General features: G+C 58.8%; 18 protein-coding genes. 9 read left to right on the top strand and 9 right to left on the bottom strand.

Annotation, left to right across the window (positions count from 1 at the left end):
• Nucleotides 1-49 precede the first annotated feature (49 nt).
• Nucleotides 50-1,684: a peptide ABC transporter substrate-binding protein gene (locus tag QOL81_RS01420; RefSeq protein WP_060418593.1), complete on the top strand. Its 1,635-nt coding sequence runs from the start codon at nucleotides 50-52 to the stop codon at nucleotides 1,682-1,684.
• Nucleotides 1,685-1,843: 159 nt separating this feature from the next.
• Here QOL81_RS01420 and QOL81_RS01415 read toward each other — a convergent pair whose 3' ends face one another.
• A complete protein-coding gene (locus QOL81_RS01415; protein WP_004930507.1) occupies nucleotides 1,844-2,092 on the bottom strand; it encodes a hypothetical protein in 249 nt (82 codons plus the stop codon).
• Nucleotides 2,093-2,286: 194 nt separating this feature from the next.
• A complete protein-coding gene (locus QOL81_RS01410; RefSeq protein ID WP_070915161.1) occupies nucleotides 2,287-3,309 on the bottom strand; it encodes a hypothetical protein in 1,023 nt (340 codons plus the stop codon).
• Between the two features lie 228 nt (nucleotides 3,310-3,537).
• On the opposite strand from QOL81_RS01410, the gene zntB reads away from it, so the two are divergent.
• Nucleotides 3,538-4,521 (top strand): zinc transporter ZntB, encoded by a 984-nt coding sequence (gene zntB / locus QOL81_RS01405; RefSeq protein WP_063990004.1) that lies wholly within the window; start codon nucleotides 3,538-3,540, stop codon nucleotides 4,519-4,521.
• A gap of 218 nt (nucleotides 4,522-4,739) precedes the next feature.
• Here the strand turns inward: zntB and QOL81_RS01400 are convergent, their stop codons facing one another.
• The gene (locus QOL81_RS01400; protein WP_060418601.1) at nucleotides 4,740-5,138 is read right to left on the bottom strand and encodes a VOC family protein; all 399 of its coding nucleotides are present in this window, start codon (nucleotides 5,136-5,138) and stop codon (nucleotides 4,740-4,742) included.
• 146 nt (nucleotides 5,139-5,284) lie between these two features.
• Nucleotides 5,285-6,223 carry a tRNA 2-thiocytidine(32) synthetase TtcA gene (gene ttcA / locus QOL81_RS01395; RefSeq protein ID WP_060418604.1) on the bottom strand — a complete coding sequence of 313 codons (939 nt, stop codon included), beginning with the start codon at nucleotides 6,221-6,223 and terminating at the stop codon, nucleotides 5,285-5,287.
• A 272-nt stretch (nucleotides 6,224-6,495) separates the two neighbouring features.
• Between ttcA and QOL81_RS01390 the strand changes: the two genes are divergently transcribed.
• Nucleotides 6,496-6,810 (top strand): hypothetical protein, encoded by a 315-nt coding sequence (locus QOL81_RS01390; RefSeq protein WP_060418606.1) that lies wholly within the window; start codon nucleotides 6,496-6,498, stop codon nucleotides 6,808-6,810.
• 87 nt (nucleotides 6,811-6,897) lie between these two features.
• On the opposite strand, the gene nifJ is transcribed toward QOL81_RS01390, so the two are convergent.
• A complete protein-coding gene (gene nifJ, locus QOL81_RS01385) occupies nucleotides 6,898-10,431 on the bottom strand; it encodes a pyruvate:ferredoxin (flavodoxin) oxidoreductase (RefSeq protein WP_197756967.1) in 3,534 nt (1,177 codons plus the stop codon).
• Nucleotides 10,432-10,669: 238 nt separating this feature from the next.
• On the opposite strand from nifJ, the gene ssmE reads away from it, so the two are divergent.
• A complete protein-coding gene (gene ssmE, locus QOL81_RS01380; protein WP_060418612.1) occupies nucleotides 10,670-11,002 on the top strand; it encodes a multidrug efflux SMR transporter SsmE in 333 nt (110 codons plus the stop codon).
• 499 nt (nucleotides 11,003-11,501) lie between these two features.
• Nucleotides 11,502-11,756: a DUF333 domain-containing protein gene (locus QOL81_RS01375; RefSeq protein WP_015377999.1), complete on the top strand. Its 255-nt coding sequence runs from the start codon at nucleotides 11,502-11,504 to the stop codon at nucleotides 11,754-11,756.
• 29 nt (nucleotides 11,757-11,785) lie between these two features.
• On the opposite strand, the gene hslJ is transcribed toward QOL81_RS01375, so the two are convergent.
• From hslJ to QOL81_RS01360, 3 genes are all read right to left on the bottom strand, one after another.
• Nucleotides 11,786-12,214: a heat shock protein HslJ gene (hslJ, locus tag QOL81_RS01370; protein WP_060418615.1), complete on the bottom strand. Its 429-nt coding sequence runs from the start codon at nucleotides 12,212-12,214 to the stop codon at nucleotides 11,786-11,788.
• A gap of 50 nt (nucleotides 12,215-12,264) precedes the next feature.
• Nucleotides 12,265-13,257, bottom strand: a complete 993-nt coding sequence (locus tag QOL81_RS01365; protein ID WP_038880333.1) for a 2-hydroxyacid dehydrogenase — start codon at nucleotides 13,255-13,257, stop codon at nucleotides 12,265-12,267.
• A gap of 142 nt (nucleotides 13,258-13,399) precedes the next feature.
• Nucleotides 13,400-13,690, bottom strand: coding sequence for a putative quinol monooxygenase (locus QOL81_RS01360; RefSeq protein WP_060439845.1), 291 nt, complete (start codon nucleotides 13,688-13,690; stop codon nucleotides 13,400-13,402).
• 139 nt (nucleotides 13,691-13,829) lie between these two features.
• Here QOL81_RS01360 and QOL81_RS01355 point away from each other — a divergent pair, with 139 nt between their 5' ends.
• The 4 genes from QOL81_RS01355 to QOL81_RS01340 all read left to right on the top strand — a co-directional run bounded on the left by QOL81_RS01355 (nucleotide 13,830) and on the right by QOL81_RS01340 (nucleotide 18,116).
• A complete protein-coding gene (locus tag QOL81_RS01355) occupies nucleotides 13,830-14,654 on the top strand; it encodes a LysR family transcriptional regulator (protein WP_141959350.1) in 825 nt (274 codons plus the stop codon).
• A gap of 323 nt (nucleotides 14,655-14,977) precedes the next feature.
• The gene (locus QOL81_RS01350) at nucleotides 14,978-17,590 is read left to right on the top strand and encodes a YdbH family protein (protein ID WP_060418618.1); all 2,613 of its coding nucleotides are present in this window, start codon (nucleotides 14,978-14,980) and stop codon (nucleotides 17,588-17,590) included.
• Nucleotides 17,587-17,784 (top strand): YnbE family lipoprotein, encoded by a 198-nt coding sequence (locus QOL81_RS01345; protein ID WP_060418622.1) that lies wholly within the window; start codon nucleotides 17,587-17,589, stop codon nucleotides 17,782-17,784. Before QOL81_RS01350 ends, QOL81_RS01345 begins: the two co-directional genes overlap by 4 nt.
• Nucleotides 17,785-17,792: 8 nt before the next feature.
• Entirely contained in the window at nucleotides 17,793-18,116 is a 324-nt protein-coding gene (locus QOL81_RS01340) for a YdbL family probable chaperone protein (protein ID WP_060418625.1), read from the top strand.
• A 119-nt stretch (nucleotides 18,117-18,235) separates the two neighbouring features.
• Here the strand turns inward: QOL81_RS01340 and azoR are convergent, their stop codons facing one another.
• On the bottom strand, nucleotides 18,236-18,841 hold the full coding sequence (gene azoR, locus QOL81_RS01335) for an FMN-dependent NADH-azoreductase (protein WP_019452650.1): 606 nt from the start codon (nucleotides 18,839-18,841) through the stop codon (nucleotides 18,236-18,238).
• Between the last annotated feature and the right edge of the window lie 207 nt (nucleotides 18,842-19,048).

Genomic DNA, 19,048 nt, shown 5'->3' with positions numbered 1-19,048 from the left:
CTTGTGCTATATGATAAAAAATTCAGATGGTTAACGGGGGAACATCATAATGACGGGAAGAAAAATGCAACGAGGTTTTCGTTTGGCGCTTTGCGCGGCGGCGATCGGCGCCTGTATGAGCAGCGCCATGGCGGCGCAGGTTCCCCCGGGCACCGCGCTGGCGGCCAAACAGGAAATCGTGCGCCACATTAAAGACGAACCGGCCTCGCTCGATCCGATTAAAGCGGTTGGCCTGCCGGAGGCCCAGCTGGCGCGCGATTTGTTCGAAGGGCTGGTCAATCAGGACGCAAACGGGAAAGTGATCCCCGGCGTCGCCACGCGCTGGCAGACCAACGACAACCAGACTTACATTTTCCATCTGCGTAAAGACGCGCGGTGGTCAAACGGTGACCCTGTCACGGCGAAGGATTTCGTCTACAGCTGGCAGCGGCTGGTAGAGCCGAAAAACCTGTCACCGTTCGCCTGGTTCGCGCAGTTGGCGGGGATCCAGAACGCCGAGCAGATCATCAGCGGCAAATTGCCGGCCGATCGCTTGGGCGTGTCGGCGCCGGACGACTACACGCTCAAAGTGCAGCTGGACAAGCCGGTGCCTTATTTCGTTAGCCTGACGGCCAACTTCAGCCTGTTCCCGGTGAATAAGGCGGTGGTGGAAAAATACGGCAACGACTGGACCAAGGTCGGCAATCTGGTGGGCAACGGCGCATTCAAACTGCAGGAGCGGGTGGTGAACGAGAAGCTGGTGCTGACGCCTAACGATCATTACTGGGATCATGCGCATACCGTGCTGACCAAAGTGACCTTCGTACCCATCAACCAGGAATCCAACGCCACCAAGCGTTACCTGGCAGGTGACATCGATATCACCGAATCCTTCCCGAAAAACATGTATCAGAAGCTGCTGAAAGACATTCCGGGGCAGGTGTACACGCCAGATCAGCTCGGCACCTATTACTACGCGTTCAACACCCAGCGCGCGCCGACCAACGACGTGCGGGTGCGCCAGGCCTTGTCCTACGCCATCGATCGCAAGATTATCGCGGAAAAAGTGCTGGGCACCGGCGAAAAACCGGCCTATCACTTCACGCCGGACGTGACCGCCGGGTTCAAACCGGAGGCGAGTTTGCTGCAACAGCAATCGCAGGCGGAGCTGGACGCGCAGGCCAAGGCGTTGCTGCAGGCGGCCGGCTACGGCCCGAACAACCCGCTGAAGCTGACGTTGCTGTATAACACCTCGGAAAGCCACCAGAAGATCGCCATCGCCGTGGCCTCGATGTGGAAGAAGAAGCTCGGCATTGACGTCAAGTTGCAAAACCAGGAGTGGAAAACCTATATCGACAGCCGCAACACCGGTAATTTCGACGTGATCCGCGCCTCCTGGGTGGGTGACTATAACGAAGCGTCGACCTTCCTGTCGCTGCTGACTTCGACCCACAGCGGCAACATCGCCAAGTTCAAGAACGCGGACTACGACAAGCTGCTGGCGCAGGCGGGGCGGGAAACCAATCCGGCGGCGGTGACCGCCGATTACAACAAGATGGAGCAGATCATTGCCGACCAGGCGCCGATCGCGCCGATTTACCAGTACACCAACGGCCGCCTGATCAAACCGTGGGTAAAAGGCTACCCGATCACCAACCCGGAAGACGTAGCCTACAGCCAGACGATGTATATCATCAAACACTGAGTCGATTTATTTATCGCCCCTGCCTAATGCGGGGGCTTTATTTTATCGACGATGCAACGAAGACGATAATTAATTTTCCCACGCGATAAACCCCGTTTAATAATAAACAGGGTTGCCATCATCATATGATTATTTCGTTATTTCAGAGAGAGGTTACGCTTATAGACAGTCCCGCATGGCATCCACCACCACGCGGCCGCTCATGTCGGTCTGGGTGATGCGGTAGCTGGTGGGGTACGAACGTCGGGTGCTGAAACGATCGTGGACGGAGACCTTGCCAATCTGCAGGCCGGCGGCGTTCTTCACCACAAACTCACTGATCTCTTCCTGGCCCTGGTTTTGCAAATGGATATTACTGATTTTTTCCAGCGTATCGCTGGCGTTTATTTTTAAATGGTCGCGTAACATAACTACCTCCTCGTAGTGAGAAAAGTATATGCCCCTAAAATTTGCGCTGAAACAGCTTTGTGTTGATTTATTATTATCATTTTGAATTAAAAATGATAGCAATATGTTAAGTCATAATAATAACGGCATTACCAGCGCTTTATCGGCGATATTGCCTGATTTGTCGGCAAAGGTTTATTTCATTGCCGTTATTATTAGTCTGCATTAATGGGGAAAAGCGCCTGCCTGGCCGCCGGGGCGGGAAAGACGCAGGCGACGTTGTGCCCGCAGCCGGGAACGATCGTTAACCGATGCGGCTTATCCGGCGCCAGGTAACGCCGGTCATAGTCGGCATAGGCCAGGGCCCGCTGCAAACGGTAGGGGCCCTGCAACTGGGCGGCGCAGGATTTGTCGAGTATCCGATAGTAGGCGCCCGGCGCGGTGCCGGTATCACCGGCGGCGGCCAGGTAGGAGATATCCGCAGCGGCATAGCGCCCGCGGGCCGCATCGGCAGTGCGCTGCAGGTGAGCGGGAAGCGATTCCAGGCCGTATTTCCACCGGTTGGCCTGTGGACACTGGCCGGCGTTCTGCGTTTGCCAACGGAAGCGGCAGGCTGTTCCACTGTCGCAGCTTCCCCCATATGTTGGCTGGGGGCGCAGATTATCAAAATAGAGCCAGCTGCCGGGATCGGCCACCACATAGCGCAGCCGCACCCCGCCTGGCAGATGGGCAAAGCCGACATAATGTTGCACGAACTGGGCGCCGGCAGAGAAACCGGCCAGGGTGATCGTCTGCAGCGACGGCCAGCGCCGTTTCATATCGGCCAGCAGGTTATCCATGGCGTTGAACGAACCGGTCTTCCCGGCATTATCCAAACCGCCCTCGATCCAGGAACCGCAGCGCCACAGGGCGTCGCCGTCTTGCGGCTGGGGCAGACCGGCGGAATGGCAGTGGACGGCGAGTTTTTCCGGCACCTGGAACAGCGGGGCGGCCAGTAAGGCATCGTCTCCCGCTCCTGCCGCCTGCGCGGCGTCGATCGCCGCTTGCAGCGTTTTAACGGCGTCGCGTGGATGACCGTGCATCACCACCAGTGCGTTATGCGGCTGGGCGCTGTGCTTCTGGGCGACATAGTAAGAAAAATTGCCGCCGGCCGTCGTGACCCGTAAAGGGGTAGACATGCGTTCCAGCGCCGGCTCCGCGCGCAGCGGTTGGCTGGCGAACAGCAGCAGCGCCGCCATAGTACAGAACAGGCACCGCAGCACAGCCAGGTTCAATGCAAAATGTCTTGCGCCTGATTCACTACTTCCCGCCATCGTCGTTCCTCACCCGTTCGCAAATGTGGCTTCGCCTGAAGTATAGAGCACGCTTTTTGTCCGGCGTGAAAACTGGCGTTACAGCTTGGCCTTTGATCTCCAAGGTGTTAACGCTAGACTCAGCAACATAAGCAAGACTGAGGGGATAAATGAATGGATGTGATTGAGGGGAGCGAGCTGCAGGTCGCCGATGCGGTTTACGCTTATCAGCTGGACGGTAAGGGCGGCGTCACGCCGATCGAGCAGGATGACAAGATCACCTGCGACGCGCCGTGCTGGCTGCATCTCGATTATGCGCACCCGGCCAGCGCCGAATGGCTGAGCACCACGCCGCTGCTGCCGGATTCGGTGCGCGAGGCGCTCTCAGGCGAAAGCTCGCGGCCGCGCGTCAGCCGCCAGGGTGAAGGCACCATGATCACCCTGCGCAGCATTAACTTCAACGCCAACTCCCGGCCGGATCAACTGGTGACCATCCGCGTGTACATCACCGATAAACTGATTATCTCCACCCGGCACCGCAAGGTGTACTCCATCGATCAGGTGGTGAACGATCTGCAGAGCGGCGCCGGGCCGACCAACAGCGGCAGCTGGCTGGTGGAGATTTCCGATGCGTTGACCGATCACACCAGTGAATTTATCGAGGATCTGCACGACAAGATTATCGATCTGGAGGACGCCTTGCTGGAGCAGCAGGTGCCGGAGCGCGGCCAGCTGGCGTTGATCCGTAAACAGCTGATCGTGCTGCGCCGTTACATGGCGCCGCAGCGCGACGTCTTCGCTCGGCTGGCCAGCGATCGCCTGCCATGGATGAGCGACGACGATCGCCGCCGCATGCAGGACATCGCCGATCGCCTGGGGCGGGGATTGGACGATCTGGACGGCAGCATCGCGCGCACCGCCATCTTGTCCGATGAAATCACCACGGTGATGGCCGACGCGATGAACCGCCGCACTTACACCATGTCATTGTTGGCGATGGTATTTCTGCCGACCACCTTCCTGACCGGGTTGTTCGGGGTCAACCTTGGCGGCATTCCGGGCGGCGGTAATCCCCTCGGTTTTGCGGCATTTTGCCTGATGCTGGTCGGGTTGGTGCTTGGCGTCGCTTGGTGGTTGAAGCGCAGCCGCTGGCTGTAGGCAAAAATGACGAAAACCCGGTTAACATTGAGCAATATCAACATTTAGCCGGGGGAAATGGGGCATGATCTCTCTCGCAGGTGAATGCAACGTCAAGCGATGGGCGTTGCGCTCCATAATTGTCTTACTTTCTTATTTTTGAATTACTGCATAGCACATTTGATTCGTACAATGCCGGTTTAATCACCGGCATTTTTTTATTCGGCTTTTACTCTGCTTCAGGCCGCGCTTTCATCCCAGAAGCTGGCTTCAATCTTGTGCCCATCCAAATCCCGAACAAAGCAGCCGTAGTAAGCCTCACCGTAGTGCGGCCGCGAACCGGGCGCGCCTTCATCGACGGCGCCGGCCAGCAGCGCCTGCCGATGGAATTCATCCACCTGTTGCTTGCTGGTCGCGAAAAAGCCGACGTGCGTGCCGTTGCCGGGCGCGGCAGGCCGGCCGTCAATCGGCACCTGCAGCCAAAACTCCGGGTAGTCGCGACCGTAACCGATGGCGCCGGGATGTTCCAACACGCGTCGGCAACCCAAGGCGGCCAGCGCACGATCGTAAAAGGCCGCGGCGGCCTCGAAATCGTTGGAGCCTAGCGAGACGTGGGACAGGCAGGGGGTAATATTCATTGCGCTCTCTCCAATTGACTGTATAAATAAACAGTATAGGGTAAAAGCGGCACTGCCCAGTAAATTTTGCGCAAACTGTGAACAGGATCGAGATCGTCGAGAGCGGGGAATGTCGCCGCTTGCAGAGGGCAAGCGGCGAGAGGGGCTTATTTGATTTCCAGCACGTTCAACCGCTCTGGCGCTGGCACCGCGTCGTCTGAGTCTTCCGGCTGCCAACCGACCGGTTGCATCGGGATGTCTTCGCGATCGAAGGCCAAATCGCCGCCGTCTACCACGGCGCTACCGTGGTGAATGCCTTTGAAATCGAACAGATTGATATCGCTCAGGTGCGAAGGCACCACGTTTTGCATGGCGCTGAACATGGTTTCCAATCGGCCAGGGTAACGCTTGTCCCAGTCGCGCAGCATGTCGCCGATCACCTGGCGCTGCAAATTAGGCTGCGAGCCGCACAGGTTGCACGGAATGATCGGGAAGGCTTTGGCGATAGAGAAACGCTCGATGTCTTTCTCGCGGCAATAGGCCAGCGGGCGGATGACCACGTGTTTGCCGTCGTCGCTCATCAGCTTGGGCGGCATGCCTTTCATTTTGCCGCCGTAGAACATGTTGAGGAACAGCGTTTGCAAAATGTCGTCGCGGTGGTGGCCCAGCGCGATCTTGGTGGCACCCAGTTCGGTGGCGGTGCGGTACAAAATGCCGCGACGCAGGCGCGAGCACAGTGAACAGGTGGTTTTGCCTTCCGGAATCTTGTCTTTGACGATGCTGTAGGTGTTCTCTTCGACGATCTTGTACTCCACCCCCAGGCTTTCCAGGTAGGCGGGCAGAATATGCTCCGGGAAGCCGGGCTGTTTCTGATCGAGGTTCACCGCGATTAACGAGAAGTTAATCGGCGCGCTCTGCTGCAGGTTGCGCAGGATCTCAAGCATGGTGTAGCTGTCTTTACCGCCGGACAGGCAGACCATGATGCGGTCGCCTTCTTCAATCATATTGAAATCGGCGATCGCTTCGCCCACGTTGCGGCGCAGGCGCTTTTGCAATTTATTCAGGTTGTACTGCTCTTTTTGGCTAACGGATTGCTTTTCTGACATTTAAATCGTGCTCATTCTCAATGGGGGGCACTAGGGGCATGGCGTTGTAGACCGCGAGTTTACCATTCAACCGGCCAATTTTGATCATTATTCATCATCCAGCTTCCACGCGCCCGACGCGAGGCCTGTATGGTACGGATTGTGGCGATGAATGCCAGCAGGTTTTTCGGCTCACAGCATTCGCCGTCATTTGAACGACGGCTTCGAGGGAACGTTGTTTCACGGTGCGGGTCTCATCTCAGTCAGAACTTACACCGAGAGGCACAGAGAGCATGAAAGGAATCACTGTTGTTGGACTTTGCGCATCGTTTTTTGCTTACGCAGAAAACGCACTGGCGTTTGACACGATGCCTGTTGGTTTGAGCGAACCGACCGAAACCGTCGTACTGGTACCGCGAGAGCAAAAAGAGCGTCTTGATGGCAAGGATAAGGGAGATGCACTTTATTGTTACTATGACGGGAAACTATTTTCGCTGGGCGCCACGTTCAAAGACAAGGTTTGTGCTTTAGCGGAGATTAGAACGGATAAGCCATTCTCGACACGCGTCATGGCGCAATGGATAAAAGAAAAAAGCGCGGCTCGTTAAGTGTGAGGCCCTTGAGCATTGAGGGCCACCGCTGATTCAAACGGCATGTGAAAAACAGGGCGCGAATCGCTCGCGCCCTGAAGGGGATTACTCAGTGGCGGATTTTTCCGCCTTGCCGGCCAGCAGGCTGAGGAAGTCGTATTTCTCCTTCAGCTCTTTCTCGGCGGCCTGATACAGCGCGCTGGCCACTTCCGGCTGCTGCGAGTTCAGGCGGCGGAAGCGCTGTTCTTTCAGCAGCGTTTCCGACAGGCTGCTGCTCGGCGGCCGGGAGTCCAGCGCCAATGCGGCCTTGCCCTCGGCGCTGCGGCGCGGATCGAAGCGGTACAGCGGCCAGAAGCCGGTGGCGGTCAGCTGTTTCATCTGATCGTGGCTGAGCGCCAGATCGTAGCCGTGCTCTTCGCACGGGCTGTAGGCGATGATCAGCGACGGGCCCGGATAGGCTTCGGCCTCCTGAATCGCTTTCACCGTTTGGTTAAGCTGCGCTCCCAGCGAGATCTGCGCGACGTAGACATGGCCGTACATCATCATGCTGACGCCCAAATCCTTGCGCGCCTTGCGCTTGCCGTGTTCACCGAACTTGGTCACCGCACCGAGCGGCGTGGCCTTCGACTGCTGGCCGCCGGTGTTGGAGTAACATTGGGTGTCGAGCACCAGCACGTTGACGTTTTCCGTCAGGCTGAGCACGTGATCCAAACCGCCGAAGCCGATGTCGTAGGCCCAGCCGTCACCGCCGATTAGCCAGATGGATTTTTCCACCAGGTAGTCGGCGTCGGCCGCCAGCTGGCGCGCGTCTTCGCCTTCGAGACTCGCCAACAGCGTGCGCAGTTCGGCGATCTGCTTACGGCGCGGCTCCGGCGCCACGTCGTCCATCTGCAAGGCATTGACCAACTGCTCCGGCAGCTGCGGCGCCAGCGAATTCAGCAGGCGCAGCACCCGTGCGCGATGTTGATCGACCGTCAGACGGAAGCCCAGGCCAAATTCGGCGTTGTCTTCGAACAGCGAGTTGGCCCACGCCGGCCCGCGCCCTTCGGCGTTGGTGGTGTAAGGCGTGGTCGGCAGGTTGCCGCCGTAGATCGACGAACAGCCGGTAGCGTTGGCGATCAGCAAACGGTCGCCATAGAGCTGGGTCAACAGCTTGATGTACGGCGTTTCGCCGCAGCCGGAACAGGCGCCGGAATACTCGAACAGCGGCGTGATCAGCTGCGAAGTGCGAATGTCGATGCGCTCCAGCTGCGTCGGATCGATTTCCGGCAGCTGCAGGAAGAAGTCGTAGTTGTCTTTCTCAGCCGTCAGATTATCGAGGCGCGAAGCCATGTTGATGGCCTTGATCTCCGGGTTCTGGCGATCTTTCGCCGGGCAGACCTCGACGCACAGGTTACAGCCGGTGCAATCTTCCGGGGCTACCTGCAGCACGTATTTCTGGCCGCGCATATCGCGCGCTTTGACATCCAGTGACTGCAGGGAAGCAGGGGCGTGCTCCATCTCCGCCGGCTGAACCACCTTGGCGCGAATGGCGGAGTGCGGGCAGGCGGCGACGCAGTGGTTGCACTGGGTGCACAGGTCGGGCTGCCATACCGGGATCTCTTCGGCGATGTTGCGCTTTTCCCATTGGGTGGTGCCCACCGGCCAGGTGCCGTCCGGCGGGAAGGCGGAAACCGGCAGCGCATCGCCCAGCCCGGCCAGCATCGCGGCGGTGACGGTTTTGACGAAGTCCGGCGCGGTGTCCGAGACCACCGGCGGGCGCATCGGGCTGCTGGCGTCGACCGGCTGCAGCGGGATCTCGGTCAGCGCGGCGCGGGTGGCACCCAGCGCCTGCCAGTTGCGCTCGACGATCTCCTGGCCCTTGCTGCTGTAGCTGCGGGCGATGGCGTCCTGCAGCTGTTGCAGTGCCACGTCGCTCGGCAGGATCTGCGTCAGGTGGAAAAACGCCATCTGCATTACGGTGTTGATGCGCGCGCCGAGCCGGCATTCGCGCGCCAGCTTGGCGGCGTTGATGATATAGAAACGCGCCTGGCGTTGGTGCAACAGCGCCTGAACCTCCTGCGGCAGGCGCGACCAGACCTCGTCGGCGCCGTAAGGGGTGTTGAGCAGGAAGGTGCCGCCGGGCTTCAGGCGTTCAACCATTTGGTACTTATCGATAAATTGCAGCTGGTGGCAGCCGACGAAGTCCGCGCGGCTGACCAGGTAGGCCGAGTTGATCGGCTGCTCGCTGACGCGCAGGTGCGACACCGTCAGGCCGCCGGCCTTTTTGGAGTCGTAGACGAAATAGCCCTGGGCATACAGCGGCGTGGCGTTGCCGATGATCTTGATGTTGTTCTTGGTGGCCGAGACCGAGCCGTCGCTGCCCAAACCGTAGAACAGGGCTTCCAGCGAGGCGCGCTGTGGCAGGATTTCGTCGCTCAGCGGCAGTGAAAGCCCGGTGACATCATCGAAGATGCCGACGGTAAAGCGCGGACGCGGCTGCGGCTGGGCCAGCTCGCGGAACACCGCCAGCGCGCAGTCCGGGCCGAACTCTTTCGACGACAGGCCGTAACGGCCGCCGATCACCCGCGGCAGCGTGGCGCGCTCACCCCGGCTGTAGGCTTCCGCCAGCGCGGTCATCACGTCCAGATACAGCGGTTCGGCCAGCGCGCCCGGCTCTTTGGTGCGATCGAGCACCGCGACGCTGCGCACGCTGTCCGGCAGCGCGCTGAGCAGATACTGGGCGGAGAACGGCCGGAACAGGCGCACCTTCAGCACGCCGACTTTCTCGCCGCGGGCCAGCAGGGTGTCAATCACCTCTTCGCAGGTGCCGGCGGCGGACCCCATCACCACCACTACGCGCTCGGCCTGCGGGTGGCCGTAATAGTCGAACGGCCGATAGTGGCGGCCGGTAAGGGCGGCGAAGGCCGCCATGGCGTCGATCACGTGCTGGCCGGTGGCGTCATACCACGGGTTGGTGGCTTCGCGCGATTGGAAATAGGTGTCCGGGTTGGCCGAAGTGCCGCGCACCACCGGATGATCCGGCGACAGCGCCCGGCTGCGGTGAGCGTCGATCGCCGCCTGCGGCAGCATTTGCCGCAGCGTATCGTCGCTGAGCGGCACGATCTTGTTGATTTCGTGCGAGGTGCGGAAGCCGTCGAAGAAATGGATAAACGGCACGCGTGCGTTGAGGGTGGCGGTCTGAGAGATCAGCGCGAAGTCCTGCGCCTCCTGCACGTTGCCGGCACACAGCATGGCGCAGCCGGTCTGGCGCACCGCCATTACGTCCGAATGGTCGCCGAAGATAGACAGCGCGTGCGTGGCCACGGTGCGCGCGGCGACGTGCAGCACGAACGGCGTCAGCTCGCCGGCCAGCTTGTACAGCGTCGGGATCATCAGCAGCAGGCCCTGCGATGAAGTGAACGAGGTTGACAGCGCGCCGGTTTGCAAGGCGCCGTGCACGGTGGCGATCGCGCCGCCTTCCGACTGCATTTCCACCACCCGGGGGATGTCGCCCCAGATGTTTTGCCGGCCATCGCCGGACCAGGCATCCGCCTGTTCCGCCATGGTGGAACTCGGCGTGATAGGGTAGATGGCAATCACTTCGTTGGTGCGATAGGCCACGGAAGCGACTGCATTATTACCATCTGTAGTTATCATCGACGTTACCTTTTCATTGCTCACAAAGCCGCGAAAGCGCACTTTCGCAGTAATGGAAAAAAGTCTAACAGAGGGTTTGAACATGGCTTTATCGTGTTTGTGTGGCGGGTGATAAATCGTCAAAGGCGTATTTCCTCGCCGATTGGGTGCCGGCGGCAATAAATTGTTTTCACCGTTTAAAGACAATTTATTTCCGGCGCGTCATAATTGCGTATCGGCAAACTGACAGAAGAAAACCATGAGCGCATTTATGTATTTGACGATGGCGATAGTCGCGGAAGTGATCGCCACCACCATGTTGAAAGCCTCCGAAGGCTTTACCCGCCTGTGGCCGTCGGTGCTGGTGGTGCTGGGCTACGGCGTGGCATTTTGGGGGCTGTCGATGGTGGTCAAGAGCATGCCGCTGGGCATCGTCTATGCGATCTGGTCGGGCATGGGCATCGTGCTGGTGTCGGTCGCGGCGGTATTCGTTTATCAGCAAAAATTGGATTGGCCGGCGATCGTCGGTATGGGATTAATTATTGCCGGCGTGCTGGTGATTAATTTACTGTCCAAAGCTTCGGTGCACTGAGTGTTATTTTAATGTGAAAAAAGGCCGGCGTGACAGCAAGTCGCGCCGGTTGAAGAATTCAGCCATCATTCACTGAAAATAGTGGAATGCTAATTACTTAGCGCCGCCAGCATAGACGCAAATATCCTCCTCTCCGGTAGCAAAAAATGCGCCGTCATACTGAAAGCACGCGAAGATAATGAATATCGATATTGCGGGAGAAATCTCCCCGTCGGCAGCGGTGACGTTATCACTTTCTGCGTGCGGCCAGGGCCGGGTAGCGGGTGGCGCCGTCACGTTTGGCACCGCGCGCCGGTGTGGAAATATTCTGCAAACAAAATAAATGTCCGGTCGGCGCAAAAAAACGACAAATAATGGCTGGAATATATTTTCATTATTTATATATCGAGCTAGATTAAACAAGTTTGCATCAAAGATAGCGAAACGTGTCCGCCAAGTGACGCGCGTTATCAGCAATGGCGATTTTACACAGCGCAGTTCCGGGTTCAGGAGTGGGATAATGACGACATCAAAATGGCTGCTTGCCAGCGCCGTGCTGCTTTTAGCCGCCTGCAGCAGCAATAACGAAGAGCCAGTACAGCAGGGCAACAGTGCCAGAATCAATACGTTGCAGACCAGCGCCGGTTGCGCGGCGGTCGGCGGCGTCACCACCATCGCGCACAACCTGAACGGTGAAGCGCTGCGCATGTGCCAAATGCCGAACGGCAAGCAGTGCGAAGAACGCACGCTGGGCCTGGGCAGCTGCGCCGGGTAAGCCCGCGGCGCCAGGCTCAGCGTGCAGGATCAATACACCCAATCGCGCAGGGTATAGATAAGCGTGTGGCCGCTGCCGTTGAGCGTCAGCTGCTGGGCGTTTAGCGTCACTTCGGCGCCGTTTTCCAGCACGGTGCCGATCACCCGATCCCAGCGGTTGCGCTGTTCATCAGGGCACAGCCTGCGCGTCGTGGCCAGCGGTTTCACCGTCAGCACGCCGTCGCGTAATTGCCCCTGGCCGAAGAAGCGGTTGCACATCGTGCCGGAGACATGCAGGCTCTCACCGAACTCCAGATTGAGCAGGCCGCCACCCGCCGGTGATTTCGCCGTTTCGCCATCCACGCTCTGCAACACAAAGTTGTGATGTAACAGATCGCCTGGCGTGACGGCCGTGTGTGGTTTCATGCTGCACCCCGCTAAGGCCAGCGCCGCAAGGGCGGCTACCGTGGTTTTTCTCATCGCGTTCTCTCAAATAAACAGGGCGCCGCAAGGGCGCCCCGAGGTTACGCTCAGGCGTTCAACTGGTTCGGGCAGGCTTCGCCGCGTTCCAGCTGGCTGATGTTCTGCAGCGTGGTTTGCGAAATGCTGGTCAGCGCCTCTTCGGTCAGGAAGGCCTGATGGCCGGTAAACAGCACGTTGTGGCAGGCCGAGAGGCGGCGGAACACGTCGTCCTGAATCACGTCGTTCGACTTGTCTTCGAAGAACAGATCGCGTTCGTTCTCGTAAACGTCCATCCCCAGCGCGCCGATTTTCTGCTGCTTCAGCGCGTCGATGGCGGCGGTGGAGTCGATCAGCGCGCCACGGCTGGTGTTGATCACCATCACGCCGTTTTTCATCATCGCGAAGGCATCGGCATTCAGCAGATGGTGGTTTTCCGGCGTCAGCGGGCAGTGCAGGGTGATCACGTCGGACTGCGCGTACAGCGTTTTCAGATCGACATACTCCGCGCCCAGTTCCAGCGCCTGTTCGCTCGGGAAGGGATCGTAGGCCAGCAGCTTCATGCCAAAGCCTTTCAGAATGCGCATCGTCGCCACGCCGATTTTACCGGTGCCGATCACCCCGGCGGTGCGGTTGTGCATGTTAAAGCCGATCAGCCCTTCCAGCGAGAAGTTGGCGTCGCGGGTGCGTTGATAGGCGCGGTGAATACGGCGGTTCAGGCACATCATCATGCCTACCGCGTGCTCTGCCACGGCCTCCGGCGAATAGGCCGGCACGCGCACCACCTTGATGCCCAGTTCCTGGGCGGCGTCCAGATCGACGTTATTAAAACCGGCGCAGCGCAGGGCGAGAATTTCGACGCCCAGCGCCGCCAGTTCTTCGAGCACTTCACGGCTGCCGTCGTCGTTAACGAAGAGGCACACCGCCTTGCAACCGGCGGCCGTTTTGGCGGTTTTTTTACTGAGTAAAAAGTCGAAGAATTCCAGCTCGTAGCCAAACTGCTGATTCACCAGTTCGAGATATTTACGGTCATACTGTTTAGTACTGTATATCGCCAATTTCATCGTGGTTTCTCCACCGTGATTTTGTGATCAATTTAACAGATTTTAGTAAATTCGACAATTGGTTAGCAGTTTGTCCCGCACGGGGGTTGTTCGATCAGACAGGGGAGTGAAACCGGCCCGCATTGGGCCGGTTCACTCGATGTTAGCGAGCGATTTCCGTGTAATGATGCTCATCGTAGTCATGGGTCAAATACCCGTTGACGGCATCGTTAAAGGCGATCCAATGCGGTGTTTTCTGGTGCGCCGAAAGCGCCGCCTTATCGTCCCAGTTTTCGATCAGCGCATAGCTGTTTTCATCGTTCTGGCATTGCCAAAGCTGGTAAAAAGAGCAGCCGGTTTCTTTATTGGATTCCTGCACCATGGTGTTGAGCAGGCTGAGAAACGCGGGGCGCTTGTCCGGGTTGACCTGAAAAAAGACGTTAAGCGTGATCATGATTTATTTCCTCGGTCGATAATGAAACTGGAATTTCCAGGGGGCAGCGTTGTGCTGACAGCGAGGATTTTACGGACTTGATGGCTGACTAAAAGTGAAATAAAGTTCGTTAATCATTCACTTTTGGTGAAGGTTTGATATGTTTAAACGTGCCCAGTTAGCCACCTTTTGCATGGTGGTTGAGTCGGAGAGTCTCACGGCAGCGGCGGAGAGGTTGTTTTGCGTGCCCTCTAACGTGACCAAGAAATTAAAAGAGTTGGAAACGGCGTGTGGCGTTACGCTATTTGATCGTGAGCGCAATCGGTTGTCGCTCACGCCGGAAGGCCGAGCGCTTTACCATAAGGCCAAGCGCTTTTTGGCTATCGAAGAGCGGGCGCGAGCGCAGCTTGAACAGGATCCGGTGCAGGGCGAACTGAAGCTTGGCGCGCTTGATATCGCCTTGAGTCATCATCTGCCGCAAAAGTTGGCGCATTACCGTGCGCAGAACCGCCGCGTTCAGTTGAGCGTGGTGCAGGGCTATTCGCTGGATCTGGAGTTTCAATTGCAAAAAGGAACTCTGGACGTGGTGTTTTCAGATGGGCCGATAGAACATCCGCAGCTGCAGAGCCGGCGTGCTTTTCAGGAGCGTTTGGTCTTCATTGGCGGGGCGTATCAGCCAACTTTGTTGGCAAGAAGCGATCTCTATGTTTATTCGCGGCAATGCCACTATCGCCATCTGGTGGACGCCTGGCTGCAGAAGCAGCAAATCATCCCCGCCGCGCTGCTGGAGGTGGAATGCTACGACGTGATATTCGCCTGCGTCACCGCGGGGTTGGGGTATGCGTTTGTCCCTGAAAGCCTGGCGCGACAGCGGGAGGTTGCGTATATCGAGTGCGGTAATGAAATGCGCAGCGATATTTATGCTATCTGGCGTAAAGCGAGCGACAGCCGCATAGTTCAGGCTTTTATTGAGGCCGTGATTTGAAATTAGCGGCAAAAAAATCCCCACGGGGGTGTGGGGAATGGCTTCTCTAGTACACAGTTAGCTAGCAGCTAAACTTTTATTAGAATGGTTGCAAGACTATTAATCATCAACGGTAACGACAATAACAAAAGTCTGAAAACTGTCCTATTTATGTGATGTATATGTAACGAAAATCTACAACCCCGCACACGTTTGCGCCAAAAAGGTGCAAATCGCTTCTGGAACCGCACTCAGCTTCACCCTATGTCAAATTCGTGCCATCATTATTGTCAATTCAGGCATAGACTTAACGAATGCCTAACTCAGGAACAAGCAATCATTTAATGACCAGGCGATTGAAAGTATTCATAGGGACGGTGGCGGGCTGTGCAATTCTGGTGTTGGCGTTGTGGCAAACCCTGCCGCGCTGGCTGCCGGGAGTGCTATCGCATTGGTTACCGGCGGGGAGCCGGCTGGAATTGCAGGGCAATTTGCACTGGCGCCAGGGCGGCCTGGCGTTGGCGGGGGCGCGTTTCACCGCGCAAGATTGCCTGCTGGCCAACGTCGGGCCGACGCGGCTTGCTTATCACCAGGGCCGCTGGCAGCTGTCGAGCGATAAGGTCAGCGTCGACAGCGCCTGTTTGTCAAAACTGCCGGGCGGCGACGCCAACAGCGCGCCGCTGGCGCTCGATCAGCTGCAGCGGGAGCTGCCGTCGCTGGATCTCACCCTTAGTGACCTGACGCTCATTCCCTGGCAGCGCTATGCCGGCAAGCTGCAGCTTTCCTCCGGCCCTGACGGGCAACGCCTGCATTATCAGGGGCCGAATCTCAGCGCCGAGGCGCAGCTGGATGAAAAACAGCAGCTGACGTTGCAAAGTCTGACCATTGTCCCGCCCAACAGCGCGCAACCGCTACACCTCGCCGGCAAGATAACCATTCCGCTGGATTTGGCCAGCCTGCCGACGCAGGGGGCGTTGCAGGGGGAAATGCAGACCGCCTATCTGGAAAAGCCGGTGTTGCTGGACATGCGCTGGCAACAGCAGCAGGGCGTGTTGACGGTGAGCGAAAAAGGCGACGATCGCCCGCTGGCGGTGTTGCCGTGGGAAGTCGCGCCGCAGCGGCTCAGCATCAAGCAGGGCGAGTGGCGTTGGCCGTACAGCGGGCAGCCGTTGAGCGGCGGCCTGAACATCGCGCTGCACGACTGGAGCAAAGGGTGGGATGAAACGGAGATCAGCGCGCGGCTGAACGTGATCACCGCCGGCCACAACGGCAAGGGCAATGCGGTGCTCACCCTCGGGCCGGGCAAGGTAGGGTTGACCGACAGCGATCTGCGCTTCCAACTGACCGGCCAGGCCAATCTGGCCGATTTCTCCACCACCGCGTCGATCCCGGGCGTGATTGGCGGCAGCATTCTTAATCCGACGCTGGTGCTGCAGCCGGGGTCGCTCCTGCGCCTGTGGGGCAAGGTGACGCCGGAAATGAAGCTGGAGGAGGCGCGTTTACCGCTGGCGGGCGTGAAGGTGACCGCCGCCGGTATCACCGGCCGCCTGCAGGCGATTTTGAGCGCCAGCGACAGTTATTGGGGGCGTTTCAAGCTGCACCTGGACGGCCAGGCGCAGGATTTCTGGCCGGACAAGGGTGACTGGCAGTGGCGCTACTGGGGCAATGGCCGGTTGCCGCCGCTGCAGGCCGCCTGGGACGTTGCCGGCAGCGGCCGCTGGCAGGACAGCGAGCTGGTGCTCGACAAACTCTCCACCGGCTTCGACAAATTAAAGTACGGTCTGGTGACGGTCGCCGCGCCGCGCCTGAGCCTCAACCAACCGCTGCGCTGGCGGCGCGATGAACAAAACCCGCAGTTCAACGGCGAGCTGCAGCTGGCGGCGGATAAGGTCAGCTTCAGCGACGGCGGCCATCTGCCGGCGCCGGTGCTGGCGCTGCAGCTGAACGGCCGTTCGCCGGACAGTTTCCAGCTGCAAGGCAAACTGCAGGCGCAGCAGATCGGGCCGATCGCGCTGCGCGGCCGCTGGGACGGCGAACGCCTGCGGGGCGAAGGCTGGTGGCCGAAACAGTCGCTGAAGGTCTTCCAGCCGCTGCTCGCGCCGGATCTCAATCTCACGCTGCGCGACGGCGAGTTTTATGCGCAGTCGGCGTTTTCCGCCGCCCGCGAGCAGGGCTTCGAAGCCGGCGGCCACTGGGTGGTGAAAAACGGCGGCATGTGGCTAAAGGACGGCGAAATGAGCGGTCTGGATTTCATCCTGTCGTACCGGTTCAAGCAGCATCAGTGGCTGCTGGGTGCCAAACAGCCGGTATCGCTGCGCATCAAGTCCTTCACCAACCTGTTCGAGATGCAGAACATTTCCGCCGATCTGCAGGGCACTTATCCCTACAGCGAAAGGCAGCCGCTGACGTTGAGCAACGTCGGCGTGGACATGCTCAACGGGCATATCAGCCTGTCGGCGCTGCGGTTGCCGCAGCATGACGCCGCGGTGCTGAAGCTGGACAAGGTCGATCTCAGCGCGCTGTTCACCGCCCTGAAACCGAAGCAGTTCGCCATGTCCGGCCGCGTCGACGGCGAGCTGCCGCTGTTCCTGAACCACCCGAAATGGCTGGTGCAGAACGGCTGGATCGCCAACGCCGGCACGCTGACGCTGCGGCTGGACAAAGACATGGCCGACGCCATCGGCAGCAACAACCTGGCGACCGGCGCGGCGATCGACTGGCTGCGCTATATGGAAATCAACCGTTCGCACGCCCGGGTCGATCTCGATAACCTGGGCGAGCTGACGCTGAGCGCGCGCATCGACGGCATCAACCCGCAGAAGAGCGCCAAGCGCGAGGTGATCCTGAACTATCGCCATCAGGAAAATGTGTTTCAGCTGTGGCGCAGTTTGCGCTTCGGCGACAATTTACAGGAGTGGCTGGAGCAGGCCCTCTCACAACCTGGGGAACAACAATGAAAATCATGAGTGTGCCGGCGCTGGCAGCGCTGCTGTGCGTTTCGCTGCTGAGCGGCTGCGTGCCGCGCATCGAGGTGGCGACGCCGAAGGATCCGATCACCATCAATATGAACGTCAAGATCGAGCATGAAATTCATATCAAGGTGGATAAGGACGTCGAGAACCTGCTGAAAACCCAAAGCGGTCTGTTCTAGGAGCCGACATGAAAAAACGTTATTTGTGGCTGGCCGGCGCCGCCTGGTTGTTCAGCGGCGTGGTGATGGCGCTGACGCTGGATGAGGCGAAGCAGCAAGGGCGGGTAGGCGAAACCCTGAGCGGCTACATTGCGCCGGTGAAGCAGGACGCGGAAACGCTGGCGCTGGTGAAGCGCATCAACGCCGGCCGCGCCGAGAAGTATCAGGAAGTGGCGGACGGCAACCACATCGCCGTTGACGAAGTGGCGCGCATGGCCGGGCAGAAGCTAGTGACGCGGGCGCAGAGCGGTGAGTATGTGCGCGGCATCAACGGCCAGTGGCTGCAGAAATAAAAAAAAGCGCGCCGTCTGGCGCGCCAAGAGATACGGATAGATGATTATTATGAGGGTAGTGCAGGTTTGACAGGACGTGCGTCTTGTCCGGCAGGGGCGTGGCGCCCCTGCGCAGGGTCTTAGGCAGCAACCACCTGAGACAGGGCCGCCTTGGCGTCTTCCTGGGCTTTGGTCGCCACTTCCGGGCCGTAGGCGATGCCTTCCGCGAAGACGAACTCCACATCGGTGATGCCGATGAAGCCCAAGAACAGACGCAGGTAAGGTTCTACCAGGTCGGTTGGAGTGCCTTTGTGGATGCCGCCGCGGCTGGTCAGGATCACGGCGCGTTTGTTTTTCACCAGGCCTTCCGGACCGTTTTCGGTGTAGCGGAAGGTTACGCCGGCGCGGGCAACCAGATCGAAATAGTTTTTCAGCTGGGTCGGGATGTTAAAGTTGTACATCGGCGCGGCAATCACGATGACGTCATTGGCCTGCAGCTCGGCGATCAGCTCGTCCGACAGGGCCAGCGCTTCTTGTTGACGCGGGGTCAACGGAGCATCGGAAGGACGCAGCGCGCCGACCAGCTCACCATCCAGCACCGGGATTGGCTGCGCGGCCAGATCGCGTACGGTGATGGTGTCGCCGCTGTGGGCGTTGCTCCATTGCTCTACGAAGAAATCGGCCAGTTGGTTAGACTGAGAGTAGGTCGCCAGGATGCTTGATTTCAGAACCAATACTTTGCTCATCGATAATTCCTTACGTTGTGACAGTGACATCAGGACTCAGCGTCCCTTGCATGAAGTACATGCTATTCACATTCCCCCAACAGTGATAGCGCAATATTTCGAGATCTTCGTTCGATTTTATTGAATGACATGGCGACGCTTTACTCGCGGAAGTAGGGGGAGAAAGCCGTTTGTGATAGGCTGTGCGGCTAAAGTAAAAAAATCGCT

Origin of the sequence: Serratia sp. CC22-02 (assembly GCF_900182895.1) — a bacterium.
Classification (GTDB): Bacteria; Pseudomonadota; Gammaproteobacteria; order Enterobacterales; family Enterobacteriaceae; genus Serratia; species Serratia nevei.
Note: the sequence above shows the minus strand (reverse complement) of the source record. Positions and strands in the feature narration are given on the sequence as shown.

Bases quoted from the DNA above. Each gene is read 5' to 3' on its own strand.
- ttcA (WP_060418604.1), bottom strand. From the start codon at position 6,223: ATGTCAGAAAAGCAATCCGTTAGCCAAAAAGAGCAGTACAACCTGAAT.
- QOL81_RS01375 (WP_015377999.1), top strand. From the start codon at position 11,502: ATGACGACATCAAAATGGCTGCTTGCCAGCGCCGTGCTGCTTTTAGCC.
- QOL81_RS01350 (WP_060418618.1), top strand. From the start codon at position 14,978: ATGACCAGGCGATTGAAAGTATTCATAGGGACGGTGGCGGGCTGTGCA.
- QOL81_RS01360 (WP_060439845.1), bottom strand. From the start codon at position 13,690: ATGATCACGCTTAACGTCTTTTTTCAGGTCAACCCGGACAAGCGCCCC.
- QOL81_RS01410 (WP_070915161.1), bottom strand. From the start codon at position 3,309: ATGGCGGCGCTGCTGCTGTTCGCCAGCCAACCGCTGCGCGCGGAGCCG.
- QOL81_RS01365 (WP_038880333.1), bottom strand. From the start codon at position 13,257: ATGAAATTGGCGATATACAGTACTAAACAGTATGACCGTAAATATCTC.
- QOL81_RS01340 (WP_060418625.1), top strand. From the start codon at position 17,793: ATGAAAAAACGTTATTTGTGGCTGGCCGGCGCCGCCTGGTTGTTCAGC.
- QOL81_RS01420 (WP_060418593.1), top strand. From the start codon at position 50: ATGACGGGAAGAAAAATGCAACGAGGTTTTCGTTTGGCGCTTTGCGCG.
- hslJ (WP_060418615.1), bottom strand. From the start codon at position 12,214: ATGAGAAAAACCACGGTAGCCGCCCTTGCGGCGCTGGCCTTAGCGGGG.
- QOL81_RS01415 (WP_004930507.1), bottom strand. From the start codon at position 2,092: ATGTTACGCGACCATTTAAAAATAAACGCCAGCGATACGCTGGAAAAA.
- QOL81_RS01400 (WP_060418601.1), bottom strand. From the start codon at position 5,138: ATGAATATTACCCCCTGCCTGTCCCACGTCTCGCTAGGCTCCAACGAT.
- nifJ (WP_197756967.1), bottom strand. From the start codon at position 10,431: ATGATAACTACAGATGGTAATAATGCAGTCGCTTCCGTGGCCTATCGC.
- ssmE (WP_060418612.1), top strand. From the start codon at position 10,670: ATGAGCGCATTTATGTATTTGACGATGGCGATAGTCGCGGAAGTGATC.
- zntB (WP_063990004.1), top strand. From the start codon at position 3,538: ATGGATGTGATTGAGGGGAGCGAGCTGCAGGTCGCCGATGCGGTTTAC.
- QOL81_RS01345 (WP_060418622.1), top strand. From the start codon at position 17,587: ATGAAAATCATGAGTGTGCCGGCGCTGGCAGCGCTGCTGTGCGTTTCG.
- azoR (WP_019452650.1), bottom strand. From the start codon at position 18,841: ATGAGCAAAGTATTGGTTCTGAAATCAAGCATCCTGGCGACCTACTCT.
- QOL81_RS01390 (WP_060418606.1), top strand. From the start codon at position 6,496: ATGAAAGGAATCACTGTTGTTGGACTTTGCGCATCGTTTTTTGCTTAC.
- QOL81_RS01355 (WP_141959350.1), top strand. From the start codon at position 13,830: ATGTTTAAACGTGCCCAGTTAGCCACCTTTTGCATGGTGGTTGAGTCG.